Here is a 14,059-nt window from a genome sequence, read left to right on the forward strand (position 1 = left end):
CATGGAAGCACAGGAAAACTCCCAGACTGAGCGGAATGTTCAGACGCCCAAGAAGCGCGAGCTGGCGCTCGTATCGCGCAGTACCTATATCAAGGAGAAGGCGCTGCAGTGGATCTTCTTTGCCTGCGCGTTCTTGGCGGTCGTTACCGTCATCCTGATTTTTGTCTTTACCACGTACTCGGCGCTGCCCGTCTTTACCGACATCGGTCTGGCGGACTTCTTTAGCTTTACGTGGGCGCCCTCTGAGGGTCACTACGGCATCGTGTCGCTGCTTGCCGGCTCGGGTCTGGTGACCGTCGGTGCGCTCGCCATGGGTGTGCCCCTAGGCGTGGGCACGGCCGTGTATCTGGTCGAGATCGCCAGCAAGCGCGTGCGCAAGCTCATCAGCCCTGCCGTTGACCTGTTGGCCGGCATCCCTTCTATCATCTATGGCTTCTTTGGCATGATCATCATCCGTCCATTTATCGCGCAGCTGACCGGTGGTCTTGGTTTTGGTGCGCTGACGGCGTGGTTCGTGCTTGCCATCATGATCGTCCCTACCATCACCACGCTCACCATCGATGCCCTCAATTCCATTCCCATGGGCATTCGCGAGGCATCGTATGCCATGGGCGCCACCAAGTGGCAGACCATCTATAAGGTCGTGTTACCTGCCGCCAAGCTGGGTATCGTGGATGCCATCGTGCTGGGTATGGGCCGTGCCATCGGCGAGACCATGGCCGTGCTCATGGTCGTGGGTAACGCCCCGGTTATTCCCGACAGCATTGCGAGTCCCATCTCGACGCTCACGAGCCAGATTGCGCTCGACATGAGCTATTCCTCGGGTCTGCATCGCTCGGCGCTGTTCGGCATGGGCGTGGTCCTGTTTATCATTTCCGCCACGCTGGTGGGCATCGTCCGTCTGATTTCCAAGAAGAAGAGGGGGTAGGCTATGTCCGATTCCGTTGACACGACGGTCGATACGACCTCGTCGCGCGAGCGCATCAAGCGTGCCCTTTCCCACGGCAAGAAGGGCCGCATCAACAAGGACCTGTCCAACAAGATCATGCTTGGCGTGTTCCGTGCCGCGGCATACATCACCACGCTGGTGCTGGTCGCTATCATCGCCTACGTGGTCATCAACGGCCTGCCACACATCTCGCTCGACTTTATCTTCGGTTGGCCCCAGGGCGTCAACGCCGAGGGCGGTATTTGGCCCACGATCGTCTCGACCGTCTATGTGACGGCGCTCGCCATGCTTATCTGCACGCCGATCGCTGTGCTGGCAGCCGTCTATCTGGCCGAGTACGCCAAGCAGGGCAAGATCGTCGAGCTCATTCGCTACGCTGCTGACGCTTTGGCCTCGGTGCCCTCCATCGTTATGGGCCTGTTTGGCTACGCCTTGTTTGTCGAGGCTATGGGTCTGGGCCTTTCGATGGTCTCGGCCGCTCTGGCGCTCGCGCTCTTGATGCTTCCCATCGTCATGCGCACCACCGAAGAGGCCATTCGCGCCGTTCCGCGCTATATCCGTTGGGGCGCGTATGGCCTGGGCGCCACCAAGTGGCAGGTTGTCTCCAAGATCGTGCTTCCTTCTGCCTTTGGCCGTATTGCCACGGGCATTGTCCTTGCCATCGGCCGTGCCATTGGCGAGACCGCCGTGGTGCTCTACACCATGGGCCAGGCCATCAATCTACCTATCTCGCCGCTCGATTCCGGCCGCCCCATGACCGTTCACCTGTACCTGCTTGCCAACGACGGCATCAACATGAACGCAGCCTACGGCACCGCGCTCTTGCTGATGGTGATCATTCTGGCCTTCAACCTGTTTGCGCGCTTCCTGTCGCGCAAGCGTCGCTAGTTAAGGAGTCCCATGTCCGTTTATCAGTCCGCTCCCACGCTGGAGCAAGCGGCCATTACGGCCAAGGATTTCAACTTTTGGTACGGTGACTTTCATGCGCTGACGGGGCTCGACCTCAACATCGCCAAAAACGCTATCACCTCCTTCATTGGCCCTTCGGGCTGCGGTAAGTCGACGTTTTTGCGCTGCATCAACCGCATGAATGATCTTATCGAGGGTACGCGCGTCGAGGGCACCATGACGCTCGACGGCAACGATATCTATGCCGAGGGCGTCGACCCGGTCGACCTCCGTCGCCGCGTGGGCATGATTTTTCAGCAGCCCAACCCGTTTCCCAAATCCATCTACGAGAATGTCGCCTTTGGCCCTCGTCTGCAGGGCGTGACTAGCAAAAGCGACCTCGATGACATCGTGGAAGAATCGCTCAAGCGCGCCAACCTCTGGAAAGAGGTATCCAATCAGCTCAACAAGGATGGTTTGGCGCTCTCGGGCGGTCAGCAGCAGCGTCTGTGCATCGCGCGCGTGCTTGCGGTGCAACCCGATGTCCTTCTGATGGACGAGCCCTGCTCCGCCATCGACCCCACGTCCGTCTCTAAGGTCGAGGATCTGATGGCCGAGCTGGCGCCCGAGATGACGATCATCATCGTCACGCATTCAATGCAGCAGGCAGCTCGTATCAGCGACTACACCGCATTCTTCTTGCAGGAAGTTGCCGGCGAGCCCGCCACGCTCATCGAGTATGGTCAAACCGACGCGATCTTCACCAGCCCGGTGGACTCGCGGACGGAAGACTATATCACCGGCCGCTTTGGCTGATCGGTGCGACTAGTCCCAAGCTGATCGGACCTGGTCCGGTGCGTATTCACTGTGCGGGCTGCATGACCGCACCCAACTGATTGGAGTGAACCATGCGCAAACTGTTTTCCCGTCAGCTCGTCGAGGCCCGTCACGAGATGCTGAGCATCTATGAGGCCGTCGATCTGGCTCTCCACGATGCCGTGAAGGCCTATGTGACCGACGACCGCAAGCTCGCCACCAAGACCAAGAAACGTACGCTTTCGATTGACGCGCGCTGCGCCAACCTGGAGGCCGTCTGCTACAACCTGATCGCCACGCAGTCACCGGTCGCCTCCGACTTCCGCCTGCTTCAGACGATCATCTACGTCGACTTTAACCTGCAGCGCATGACCGATAAGGTCCGTCAGATCTGCCGTGCCACGCGTCATATGATCAAGGCCGACATCTCGCTGCCCCAGGAGCTCGTCGGTACGATTGAGGCCGAGGCCGAAGCTGTTTACCAGGTGCTGGGCTCTTCGCTTTCTGCGCTCGTCACCAATGACATGTCCATCATCTGCAACCTGGCCGTCGAGGACGAGCCAGTGCACGCCGCCTACGAGAAGTTCTTCCGCACCTTTAACCGTATGGATACGGGCGACTTTATGGACGACGACAGCAACTATGACGACCTGCGCCGCGCCATCATGGTTTCGCGCTACCTCGATCGCATCGCTTCGATTTCCATCGATGCCGCTTGCCGTCTGACCTTCCTGTTGACTGGTCAGCGTATGAACGCCGGCGATATCGCCCGTGTGGACGAGGATGAGCTCGAGAGCATGCGCGTGCCTTCGGGCGAGGGTGTTATCATGAGGCCCGCCGTCGACGCTCGCTACGTTGCCAAGGTGCCCGCTAACGAGGTCAGCGAGGGTCTTCGCTACCTGCTCGATCATCTTGAGGACGAGGACGATGGCGAGGACGACGAGGAGTAAGTGACCCCGTTCGTCGAAAGATTGTAAATACCTAAGTGAGCGCGGCCTTGCACATGCGGGGCCGCGCTCTTGCGTTAGCATGGGACTACTTGTTTGGCTGTCAGCGGAGGCGATTGGCAATGGATAACTATTTGGACTTGATGCGCGCTCGCCGCGAGCAGATTCTGGAACGTTTTTATGCGGCGCTCGATCGCGCGGGCCGCCCCCACGACGCCGCGCGCCTCATTGCCGTGTCCAAGACCGTTGGTGTCGATGAGACCGTTGCCGCCATCCAGACGGGGTATCGCCATTTTGCCGAGAACCGCCCGCAGGAGCTGGTTCGCAAGCTCACGGGTCTGGCGGAGCATCCGGAGCTGCCCGAGGTGCGCTTCGATATGATCGGCAACCTGCAGACCAATAAGATCAATGCGGTGCTGGGCTCAGCCGAGCTGATTCACTCGGTGGGTTCGCTGCATCTGGCGCAGGCGATCTCGAGCCGTGCTGTCCGCAAGATTGAGGCAGGCGAGCTCGCCGGCCCCCAGCGTGTGCTCATCGAGGTCAATGTGAGTGGTGAGGAGTCGAAGGGAGGCTTTTCGCCCGATGAGATTCGCGCCGCCGCGGGTGAGCTTGCGGAACTTGAGGGAATTTGCGTACAGGGGCTTATGACTATGGCGCCCCGGGGGAATAAGGATGTGGCACGCCGCACCTTTGCGGGGCTTCGTGAGCTGAGGGATGAGCTGGAGGCGGCACATCCCGATTTGAACCTGCCTGAGCTTTCCTGCGGCATGAGCGAGGACTTTGAGCCTGCCCTTGAGGAGGGCTCTACGCTCGTTCGCCTGGGCAGGGTAGTATTTAGCCCGGAGTTTGCAGTAAAATAAGGCTCTGAAGTGCGCACTGATTATCGGGGCGCCTGCACTAAACCGCGAGAGGACACAACCATGGGCTTCCTTGACGAGATTAAAAATAAGATGCACCTGGGCGGCCAGCAGGGTTACGACCAGGGTTATGGCCAGGACGACGACTACGGCTACGATGACGGCTATGACGATAGTTATCAGGGCAACGGCTACGGCGGTGCTTCGGGCGAGGGCTTCTACACCCAAGACGAGCCGAGCAACGGCCTGCTTGGTCAGACGCGCCGCGGTGAAGCTGAGTCGGTTGCCGTGTATACGCGCTCCGGTCAGCTGGTCGGCGATGACTCCCGCCATGCCACGACGTATAACCCGCCTTCGCGCTCGCAGGACAGTGTTGCGAGCGGTTATCGTCCTGGTGCCTATGACACGCCGTCGAGCTACGCCGAGAACACCCGCGCCCGTGCCGCCGCTGCGCCCGCGCCTGCACCGAGTGATGCCTCGGCCTATGCGAGCAATATCATCAACGCCACGCCGCAGCTGCCGGCCTATGTCCTGCGCCCCGAGAGCTATGACGACGTGGAGACCGTGGTGCGCCGCGTTCGCACCAAGCAGCCTGTCGCACTGATTTTTGTGGGCGTACGCACCGAAGTTGCTAAGCGCGTCTTGGACTTCTCTTACGGCTTTGCCTGCGGTCTGGGTGCCACGGTCAAGGAGGTGGGCGACCGCGTGTTCATGGTGCTGCCCGCCGGCTGCGAGGTCAAAGATTCCGATCTCAAGAAGCTTCGTGCCGACGGCTACCTTAAGTAAAGACAAGACGAGGAGATTCCCATCAACATCTACACTATCGTCCAGCTGGTCAACACGCTGTTCAACTTCTATTCCACGCTCATTGTCGTCTACTGCTTTATGACGTGGATTCCCATGAAGCAGGGCGGCCTGCTGCAGGATATCGCTGCAGTGCTCGATAGCGTCTGCGGCCCGTGGCTCAACCTCTTTCGTCGGTTTATCCCGCCGATGGGCGGCGTTGATTTTTCGCCGGTCGTTGCGATTATTGCGTTGCAGTTGGTGCAGAGGCTGATTCTGCAGCTTCTTATAGGTATACTCGTATAGAACCGACTTAGTAACTTACGTCGGGCGTGTAGCGCCGAGGCGATGAAAAAGGAGACTTGTTATGGCTATTACCCCTGCAGACATCCAGGCTCAGACTTTCTCTGAGGCCAAGCGTGGCTACGATCCTGCTGAGGTCGACGTCTTCTTGGAGACGCTGTCCTCCGAGGTTGACGCTATGCTCGCTAAGATTGTCGACCTTAAGGGTCGTCTGACTGCTACCGAGCAGCAGCTTGCCGATGCGCAGGCTCAGCTTGCCCAGGCTCAGGATGCCACCGCCCAGGCCGTCCCTGCTGCCCCGGTCGCTGCTCCCGCCCCCGACTTCTCTGCTCAGGAGCGTCAGATCTCCGCTGCTCTCATCGCTGCCCAGCAGACCGCCGAGAGCATCGTCAACGACGCCAACGAGAATGCTGACCGCATCCGCAACGAGGCCGACGCTAAGGCCCGTGAGGTCATCCGCCAGGCTCTGACCGAGAAGCAGGCAGAGCTCGAGGAGATTGACCGTCTTAAGGCTTCCCGCGAGGAGTTCAAGGCCGAGTACCTCAAGCTCATCCAGCACTTTATGGACGATGCTCAGAACTCCTTCCCGGCCGATCTCATGGCTTCCACGCCGGTCGGTTCCGCCGCTTCTCCGGCTGTGACCGTTCCTGCTGCCGAGCCGCTGCCCGTCGCCGAGCCGGTTATCCCCGTTGCCGATCCCTTTGCACCGATCGACAACTTCGCCGCCGACGATCTGGACTAACATCCAGCTATTATTTAGCGCCTAGAAAGGGCCCGCAGCTTGCGGGTCCTTTTTTGTGGCTATACGCAGTCTGCTAAACAAAACGCCGAGTCCTGCGTTTGAGGGCACAGAACTCGGCGAACGGGTGAGCGGTCAAAGGTAGATTTTAAGGCATGTCCCAAAAATCTACTTGAGGAGGAAGTCGGGGAGAGGAATGGTGCGGGCCTCGCGATGCTCGGGATCGGCGATATGGTCGGCAGGATAGCCACAGACGAGCATATGATACGGATAGACGCCCTCGGGCAGGTCCAACTGCTCACAGGCCACCTCGGGCTTAAAATGGCATACCCAGCACGTACCCAGGCCCTGCTCGGTGGCCTCCATCATCATCTGATCGCAGACGATCGAGGTGTCGATGGCACTGGAGTTCATCTGGTCATACGGACGCACCCAAGCATCGTCGGTAACGCTGCAAATAAGAAAGATAAGCGGAGCCCCAAAGATAGACCCATCACGAGCAAAGCGCGGCTGACAAGCAGCAGCCTTCTCCAGAAGCTCAGGCGTATCCAACACCATCACACGGGTTGGATGATTATTACAAGCAGAAGGAGCAATCCGCCCAGCCTCAACAATGGCATCCACCACAGCCTGCTCAACAGAACGGTCCTCAAACTCGCGACAAGAATACCGACCACGAGCCAGATCCAAATAAGACATACAAGCCCTCCTAAAATTAAAAATCAAACAAACCAAAAGTAACCCAAAGAGTACCCAAAGCAGCAATCAGCCAAACGCTCATCAAGGGCCAAAGTGTCCGAACGGATACCAAAGGTCCCTTCAGCCAAACCCCCATCGCGCTAAATCTATCAGCCAAAGTTCCCAATGGTGGTGCATAAGGGAGCGGGCCCGGCCACTAATAACCTTTTGAACGACTCTGCTTGCAGCCGGAGTGAAAAAGGTTATTAGTGGCCGGGCCCGCGACCGGTGGGACATGTACCCCCAATTAACTGTTCTTCATGACAATCGAATCCACGACATCGGCCACATTCTCGCAGCAGTCGGCGCAGTACTCCAGGAAGGCGTACACGTCACGCCAAGCGATGACCTCGAGCGGGTCCTTGCCGTTAACGTGCAGGTTACGCATGGCGTTGATATAGAGCTCGTCGGCCTCGGACTCGATGGTGTTGATCTGGATGACGAGCTCGCGCAGCGTTTTGGACTTGCGGTAGTTAGGCAGCTCGACCATAAGGTCCTTCATGGCGCGGCAGGCGTCGGTCACCTTGTGGGCGATGACGATGGCGTCGGGATGGATGCTCTGGATGTTGGTGAAGTAGACGCGCTGCACGACGCCCTCGATACGGTCGAGCACGGTGTCGAGCGAGCAGCTCATCAGATCCAGGTCCTCGCGCTCAAGCGGGGTGATAAAGGCCGTGAGCAGGGCGTCCTCAAGCTCATGGTGCTTCTTGTCGGCCGCATGCTCGATCGCATGCATCTTGTCGAGCATATCGTGAATCTTTGCGGGATCGAAGTTCTCGAAAATCTTGGTAAGCAGCTCGGCGGCCTGGACGGCGAGGTCGGCGCAGGCGACGTAGTTGTCAAAGTAGAACGAATCGGGTTTCTTTGCCATGAGTGGGTCCTTTCGAGGCGAAGACGGGTGGGCGAGGTGTTACGGTCCGGATGGACGTTCGGTTTGACTAGATGAACATCATGAACAGCTTGGCCATGACAAAGCTGATGAGTCCACAGGCGGGGAAGGTGAAGAACCAGGTGAACATCATGTCCTTGACTACGCCGAAGTTGATGGCCGAAAGGCGCTTGACGGCGCCGACGCCCATGATGGCGCAGGTCTTGATGTGAGTGGAGGACACGGGGATGCCGGTGAGCGTGGCAAGCAGCAGGTTTGCGGCGCCCGCCAGGTCGGCGGAGAAGCCCTGGTACTTTTCGAGCTTGACCATGCTCTGGCCAACGGACTTGATGATGCGCTCGCCGCCCACGCTGGTGCCGATGCCCATGGTGGCCGAGCACAGCAGCATAATCCAGATGGGGATGCCGGCATCGCCGACGCTCGTCTGGCCGCTGGCAAAGGCCACGCCTAAAAAGAGCACGCCGATGAACTTCTGTCCATCCTGCGCGCCGTGCATAAAGCTCATGGCCGCAGCGCTTGCGATCTGAGCGTATTTAAAGAAGACATTGGCACGTCGCCTGTTGGCGGCGGCGAAAAGAATCGAGACGAGCTTGCACAGGACCCAGCCCATGACAAAGCCCAGGCCGATGGAGAGCGCCAGGCCGTAGATGACCTTCATCCACTCGTGGACGTTGACGCTGCTCGCACCGCCGAGGGCGATGGCGGCACCGGTCAGGCCGGCGATAAGGCTGTGGCTTTGCGAAGTGGGGATGCCAAAACGCGACGCTGTGGCGCCGTAGACGACGATGGAGAACAGCGCCGCGCACAGGCAGGCGAGCGCCATGGTGCTGTTTCCGCCAAAGTCGACAATATGGGAGATGGTGTTGGCGACGCTCGCGTTAAAGTGCGTCATGATGAGCACGCCAAGGAAGTTGAATGCGGCACTCATGAGGATGGCGGCGCGGGCGGGCATGCAACGCGTAGTGACGCAGGTCGCGATGGCGTTGGGTGCGTCGGTCCATCCATTGACGAAGATGGCGCCGAGCGCGAGGATCACGGTGACGGCAAGGACTGGGTTCGACACAAGTTGGCCGAGGAAGGTTGAGAACGTTACGTCCATATATGGGCTTTCTCGAAGTTTGCAGGCACGTTACAGAAACATGATAAATCGTATCACCTCCTGCGGGTTTCTTTACCGAGTTCTGATGGGAGCAGTGAATTTTTTGGCACTAAAAATGAATATTAGCCCTGTTGACCGCGGGTGTTCTTTTTGCTAACACACCATGAGGACACGTGCGCGCGCCCCAACACCCCAAAACCACAGTCTGTTCGCTTTACAATATGCAAACATGCGTTCGATAATAGGAGGCATGGAATATCGACAGACAGACGGCAAAACTCGGCGCGTGCACAAGCAGTATGTGGACGTCGTGACCCGCATCCTTGCGGGCGGACAAGTCGTGCCGGTCACCGTCTGCTGGGTCGACGGCCGTTGCTTTACGATCGACGAAATTATCTCGACCACCGGGTTTGGCCTGACGGTTCACGGCATTCGTACGGCAACCTATAAGGTACGTTTTGGCGGACATGCGACCGAGTTGTATCTGGAGGACCAAACGCGTGAGCGGGCGGATGGCTCGCAGACGCATGTGATGCGTTGGTGGGTATGGGCGTTTGACCGCACGCTTGAGGGCGAGCGCCGCAGGTAAGAGCGCACGGCATTCGGGTACAATGGCAGGGATCTTGTCACCTACGGCGCTGTCGTGGCGCTTTTTGAAAGGACGAAGTATGAACGATATCCAGGGCTATCAGAACGGCCCCGTCGAGACCGGCGCAAGCCGCGCCAAGGAGATGTCGCCGCGCGCGTACAATCTCGCCATGTCCGCCCTGATCTTCTTGGGCTTTTGCGCCATGGGTGCCGGCGCCTACTTTACGAGCACCATGTCGTTTGCGCGCATGATGATGAGCGGCGCCGCCCTACCGCTGGTCTTTGGCTCGTTTATTTTAACCATCGTCGGCATGGTCATGATGTCGGCTGCTGCGGGCAAGCAGTCCGTGGGCCTGTCCCTTGTGGGCTACGTAATCTTTGCGAGTACCTTTGGCCTGACCGCGTCGTTTGGCCTTGCCAACTACGACCTGCCTACCATCAACACTGCCTTTATCGCCACGGCCGCCATCACCTTTGTCTTTGGCGCCTTGGGCGTGACGTTCCCCAAGTTTTTCCAGCGCGTATATGGCATCGGCTTTGGCATTCTGCTCGCCACTATTCTGGTTGAGATCGTGCTGATGTTCATGGGCGTTTCGCAGTCCATCACCGACCTGATCGTGATCGTGGTGTTTGCCGGCTTCATCGGCTACGACACCTATGTGGCAACGACGGTGCCGCCCACGCTGCCCAACGCCGTGCTCATGGCATCCAGCCTGTTCGTGGACATCATCAACGTGTTCCTGCGCATCCTGAACATCCTCGGTCGTCGCGACTAGCGCGGGGGATTGCAGCGTTTCTTGTCGGACGCGGTAAAACGATGTGAAAGGCGGTCCTTCGGGGCCGTCTTTTTTGTACGCGGCGGGGTATCATGGATGGGAAAAGCCGATAGCGGCAGCGACAGGAAAGGTGGCCACGTATGGCAGACGTCGACAACAGGAACCGTAACCGCAGGTCCAACCGAGCGGGTCAGCCCAATCCCAAGCGCGAGGCCCGTGCCAAGGCCGCCGAGCGTCACGTGGCAACTGTGTCCGAAGCGTGCGCCAAGGATATCGAGCGTTCGCTCGCCGGTGTTCGCGAGTTTGACGGTATGCCTGCCGGCTTTGTCGCGGCGATGAAGGCCAAGGTTCAGAGTGCTGTGGCCGCCGAAGAGCAGGTCGCCGAGGACGTCGAGAACGCGGAGACTACCGAGGTCGAGGCGGCGCCCGAGACCGAGGCGGCGCCCGAGCCCGTCGAGGAGCCTGCCGAGGAAATCGCCGAAGCTGAGTCCGCGCCTGCTGAGGAGCCCGCTCCGGTCCTGCCCGAGGTCACTGTGCTTGATGCCTCCGCCACGCAGGCAATCCTCGATAACGGTCGCGGCTATGCGCAGTTCTGCGACATGGCCGTGCTCGCCTTTGCCTCGTTTACCAATCCGGGCGGTGGATATATTCAGGGTTATCTGGGCCAGGAGGCCACGCTGTGCGCCGATTCGTATCTGTACAACGTTCTCGATAGGCAGCGTAAGTGGTACGGCGAGAACCGTCGCCGCAACATCAACTGCGAGCTCTATCGTAACCGCGCCCTGGTGGTGCCTGCGGTGCGCTTCGACCGCAACCACGTGCATGCATACGCCGACGTGATCGTGGCCGCCGCGCCCAACGTTAGGCGCGCCCGCCAGGAGTATCGCGTGAGCGACGATGCTCTGCTGGATGCCCTGCGCGACCGCATTCGCTTTGTGCTCGCCATCTGCGATGAGCTTGGTCGCGAGAAGCTCGTGCTGGGTGCTTGGGGCTGCGACAACAACGGCTTTGATGCCGAGGCCGTGGCCGAGCTCTTCCGCAAGGAGCTCGCGTCGGGCGACTTCAAGGTCAAGCAGGTCTTCTTTGCCGTGCCCTCTACGCGCTGGGACGAGGACTTCGCCAAGTTCGAGCACGTGCTGGCAAACTTCCCCGAGCGCAACGAGGAGTCCTATGCTCAGGTTGCCGCCCGCACCGCAGCCGCCCGTGCCGCCGAGCAGGCTCAGGCCGCTGCCGAGGATGACGAGGATGACGACGACTGGCGCAAGTACCTGTAAACGGTGCGCGTGATGCGATATACCGAGCCGACGGGGGCTGCTCCCGTCGGCTTTTTATTGAGTGGGGAGCTTACGATGAAAAACGTTCTATGCTTTGGTGACAGCAACACCTATGGTTACGATCCGGCGGGCATGCGCGACGGTACCGCGGTGCGCTATGCGCAGGATGTGCGCTGGTGTGGCGTGGTCCAACGTGACTTAGGCGAGGGCTGGCATGTAATTGAAGAAGGCCTCAACGGCCGCACGACGGTACGCGACGACATGTGCCATCTGGACACTAACCTCAACGGTATTCGCGCGCTTCCGATGCTGCTCGAGGCCCATAAGCCGCTGGACGCCATTGTGATCATGCTGGGCACCAACGACTGTAAGACGGTCTTTAACGTGACAGCTTCCGATATCGCCCGTGGCGCCATGGCGCTGATTCGCGCCGTCCGCGCGTTTCCGTGGACCGACGCTGCGCCTTGCCCGCGCATCCTGCTGATGGCTCCTATCAAGATCAAGCCGCAGATCGCCGATGTGTATATGACCGACTTTGACGAGCATTCCGTTGAGGCATCTGAGCATTTTGGCGAGTACTATGCGCACGTGGCCGAGCAGTTTGGCTGCGACTTTTTGAATGCCGCCGAGTTTGCCGAGCCGGGCGATATCGACTATCTGCATATGATGCCCGAAAGCCACGAGAGCCTGGGTCACGCCGTGGCAGCCAAGCTCAAAGAGATGCTCGGTGAGTAGCACGGCCCCAAGCCACCGCAAAGGGGACAGGCACCTTTGTGGTGGTTTTGCCCGGGTAAACGAACGGATTGGCTGCCATATGGGCATGGACGAGCTCATCGACCTCTTTGCCGAGGGCGATGAGCTCGTCTCCAATACCGCTTTTGAGGATTTGGATCTTGCCTACGACGTGGCGAACGGCGCGACCTTCGATGGCGTTGTGTTCCGATCTTGCGAGTTCGATAGCGTTGACTGGAGCGGCTCGACGTTTCGCGACGTGGTGTTTCGCGGTTGCCGCTTTATCCGCTGCAACATGGAAGGCTGCTGGCTCAGCCGCTGCGACTTCGTTGACTGCTCGGCACCGGGACTCAACTTGCTCAAGGCGCGCCTGTCGAGCGTGTCGTTTGGATCGTGCGATTTGAGCTATGCGAACCTTTCGGAGGGACGCATTGGCCCTATGACAGCATGCGATACACGTCTGAGAGAGGCTGCGTTTCAGGGTGCCAAGCTGGGTCAGATACGCCTGGATGGCTGTGACCTGACGCGTGTTGATGTGTTCAAGACGTCGCTTTCCGGCGTTGATGTGTCGCGCTGTACATTTGCAGCGCCCGTTGTTTCGGGCGATTACCATGAGCTGCGTGGCCTGACGGTCAATGCCGAGCAGGCGCTGGCACTCTCGGGTTTGTTGGGAATTCAACTCGCCGACGACTAGACGCCCCGGCCCTTTGCTCGACCGCTATCTAAAATCAAACCGTCGCAACATCCGATGATTTTTCGCGTTTGCACGATTTTCATCGAATGTTGCGACGGTTTTTGGTGCAAGGTAGCCTGTCTCTTTTTGGCAGGTTACTGGCTATTTAGTACTGCCACATGTGGTTGACGGGGCCAGAGCCTTTGCCCATGTCAAAGCCGGCGGCGAGAGCGCCCGTTAGGTAGGCCTTGCCGGCGTTGACGGCGTCGGCAAGATCCATGCCCTGAGCCAGCGCGCAGGCGATGGCGGACGAAAGCGTGCAGCCGGTGCCGTGTGTGTTGTCGGTCTCGATGCGCTTGTGGCGGAACCACGTGGTGAGCGGATCGCCCAGATGGTTGCCCTCGTCATCGAGTGGCGCGGGTTCGGCCAATACATCGTTGGCCTCGTTGACAAGATGCCCACCCTTAACGAGGGATGCGCAGCCAAAGCGGCGGGCGAGGAGCATGGCAGCATTTTGCTGCGTGCGCTCGGAGTCGACCTCGTAGTCGAGCAGGGCCATGGCCTCGGGAATATTGGGCGTGATAACCGTCGCCAGCGGGAACAGGCGGCGGGTGAGCGCCTCGGCGGCATCTTCGGCAATCAGCCGTGCGCCCGAGGTGGCTACCATGACGGGGTCGACTACCACGTTTGTCGCGTTCCAGGCGCTCAGGCGGTCGGCGATAACCTCGATAATCTCGGCAGAGGAAACCATGCCGATCTTGACGGCGCTTGGGCGGATATCGTCAAATACGGCGTCGATCTGCGCAGCGACGATATCAGGGGAGATATTCTGCACGGCGGTGACACCGAGCGTGTTTTGTGCGGTGATGGCGGTGATGGCCGTCTCGGCATACAGACGGTGCGCCGTGATGGTCTTGATGTCGGCCTGAATGCCGGCGCCACCGCTGGAATCGGATCCTGCGATGGACAGGACGGCAGGTACCTTACTGCGATCCATGTTTGCTCCCT

General features: G+C 59.4%; 17 protein-coding genes. 13 read left to right on the top strand and 4 right to left on the bottom strand.

All coding sequences use genetic code 11. The features are described from left to right. Position 1: 1 nt before the first annotated feature. From pstC to DWZ52_RS04995, 8 genes are all read left to right on the top strand, one after another. Positions 2 to 928 (top strand): phosphate ABC transporter permease subunit PstC, encoded by a 927-nt coding sequence (gene pstC / locus DWZ52_RS04960; RefSeq protein WP_117757006.1) that lies wholly within the window; start codon positions 2 to 4, stop codon positions 926 to 928. 3 nt (positions 929 to 931) lie between these two features. Then, on the top strand, positions 932 to 1,837 hold the full coding sequence (pstA, locus tag DWZ52_RS04965; RefSeq protein ID WP_055251684.1) for a phosphate ABC transporter permease PstA: 906 nt from the start codon (positions 932 to 934) through the stop codon (positions 1,835 to 1,837). Between the two features lie 12 nt (positions 1,838 to 1,849). Further along, positions 1,850 to 2,653 (top strand): phosphate ABC transporter ATP-binding protein PstB, encoded by an 804-nt coding sequence (gene pstB, locus DWZ52_RS04970; protein ID WP_089571588.1) that lies wholly within the window; start codon positions 1,850 to 1,852, stop codon positions 2,651 to 2,653. Positions 2,654 to 2,745: 92 nt separating this feature from the next. Further along, positions 2,746 to 3,603: a PhoU domain-containing protein gene (locus tag DWZ52_RS04975; RefSeq protein ID WP_118385041.1), complete on the top strand. Its 858-nt coding sequence runs from the start codon at positions 2,746 to 2,748 to the stop codon at positions 3,601 to 3,603. Positions 3,604 to 3,722: 119 nt separating this feature from the next. Then, positions 3,723 to 4,460 carry a YggS family pyridoxal phosphate-dependent enzyme gene (locus tag DWZ52_RS04980; protein ID WP_118385042.1) on the top strand — a complete coding sequence of 246 codons (738 nt, stop codon included), beginning with the start codon at positions 3,723 to 3,725 and terminating at the stop codon, positions 4,458 to 4,460. Positions 4,461 to 4,520: 60 nt separating this feature from the next. After that, positions 4,521 to 5,243 (top strand): cell division protein SepF, encoded by a 723-nt coding sequence (locus tag DWZ52_RS04985; RefSeq protein WP_089571591.1) that lies wholly within the window; start codon positions 4,521 to 4,523, stop codon positions 5,241 to 5,243. A gap of 57 nt (positions 5,244 to 5,300) precedes the next feature. Next, a complete protein-coding gene (locus DWZ52_RS04990) occupies positions 5,301 to 5,546 on the top strand; it encodes a YggT family protein (RefSeq protein WP_255360343.1) in 246 nt (81 codons plus the stop codon). A 61-nt stretch (positions 5,547 to 5,607) separates the two neighbouring features. After that, entirely contained in the window at positions 5,608 to 6,285 is a 678-nt protein-coding gene (locus tag DWZ52_RS04995; protein WP_118256760.1) for a DivIVA domain-containing protein, read from the top strand. Positions 6,286 to 6,450: 165 nt separating this feature from the next. Here the strand turns inward: DWZ52_RS04995 and DWZ52_RS05000 are convergent, their stop codons facing one another. The 3 genes from DWZ52_RS05000 to DWZ52_RS05010 all read right to left on the bottom strand — a co-directional run bounded on the left by DWZ52_RS05000 (position 6,451) and on the right by DWZ52_RS05010 (position 9,008). Further along, complete coding sequence (locus DWZ52_RS05000) at positions 6,451 to 6,981, bottom strand: nitroreductase family protein (protein ID WP_118256759.1); 531 nt, start codon at positions 6,979 to 6,981, stop codon at positions 6,451 to 6,453. Positions 6,982 to 7,267: 286 nt separating this feature from the next. Further along, positions 7,268 to 7,891, bottom strand: a complete 624-nt coding sequence (locus DWZ52_RS05005) for a DUF47 domain-containing protein (protein WP_055251695.1) — start codon at positions 7,889 to 7,891, stop codon at positions 7,268 to 7,270. Positions 7,892 to 7,958: 67 nt separating this feature from the next. Beyond that, a complete protein-coding gene (locus DWZ52_RS05010; RefSeq protein WP_055251696.1) occupies positions 7,959 to 9,008 on the bottom strand; it encodes an inorganic phosphate transporter in 1,050 nt (349 codons plus the stop codon). A gap of 250 nt (positions 9,009 to 9,258) precedes the next feature. Between DWZ52_RS05010 and DWZ52_RS05015 the strand changes: the two genes are divergently transcribed. From DWZ52_RS05015 to DWZ52_RS05035, 5 genes are all read left to right on the top strand, one after another. Continuing rightward, positions 9,259 to 9,597 carry a hypothetical protein gene (locus DWZ52_RS05015; RefSeq protein WP_118256758.1) on the top strand — a complete coding sequence of 113 codons (339 nt, stop codon included), beginning with the start codon at positions 9,259 to 9,261 and terminating at the stop codon, positions 9,595 to 9,597. Positions 9,598 to 9,676: 79 nt separating this feature from the next. Continuing rightward, entirely contained in the window at positions 9,677 to 10,372 is a 696-nt protein-coding gene (locus DWZ52_RS05020) for a Bax inhibitor-1 family protein (RefSeq protein WP_158548958.1), read from the top strand. A 140-nt stretch (positions 10,373 to 10,512) separates the two neighbouring features. Further along, positions 10,513 to 11,646, top strand: a complete 1,134-nt coding sequence (locus DWZ52_RS05025; protein WP_117564637.1) for a TIGR02452 family protein — start codon at positions 10,513 to 10,515, stop codon at positions 11,644 to 11,646. A 75-nt stretch (positions 11,647 to 11,721) separates the two neighbouring features. Then, positions 11,722 to 12,381: an SGNH/GDSL hydrolase family protein gene (locus tag DWZ52_RS05030; protein ID WP_158548957.1), complete on the top strand. Its 660-nt coding sequence runs from the start codon at positions 11,722 to 11,724 to the stop codon at positions 12,379 to 12,381. Positions 12,382 to 12,460: 79 nt separating this feature from the next. Continuing rightward, the gene (locus DWZ52_RS05035; RefSeq protein WP_117757012.1) at positions 12,461 to 13,072 is read left to right on the top strand and encodes a pentapeptide repeat-containing protein; all 612 of its coding nucleotides are present in this window, start codon (positions 12,461 to 12,463) and stop codon (positions 13,070 to 13,072) included. Between the two features lie 145 nt (positions 13,073 to 13,217). On the opposite strand, the gene thiD is transcribed toward DWZ52_RS05035, so the two are convergent. Then, positions 13,218 to 14,048 (bottom strand): bifunctional hydroxymethylpyrimidine kinase/phosphomethylpyrimidine kinase, encoded by an 831-nt coding sequence (thiD, locus tag DWZ52_RS05040; protein ID WP_117757013.1) that lies wholly within the window; start codon positions 14,046 to 14,048, stop codon positions 13,218 to 13,220. Positions 14,049 to 14,059: the final 11 nt, after the last annotated feature.

It is taken from the genome of Collinsella sp. AF33-16 (assembly GCF_003475325.1).
In the GTDB taxonomy this organism is placed as follows: Bacteria; Actinomycetota; Coriobacteriia; order Coriobacteriales; family Coriobacteriaceae; genus Collinsella.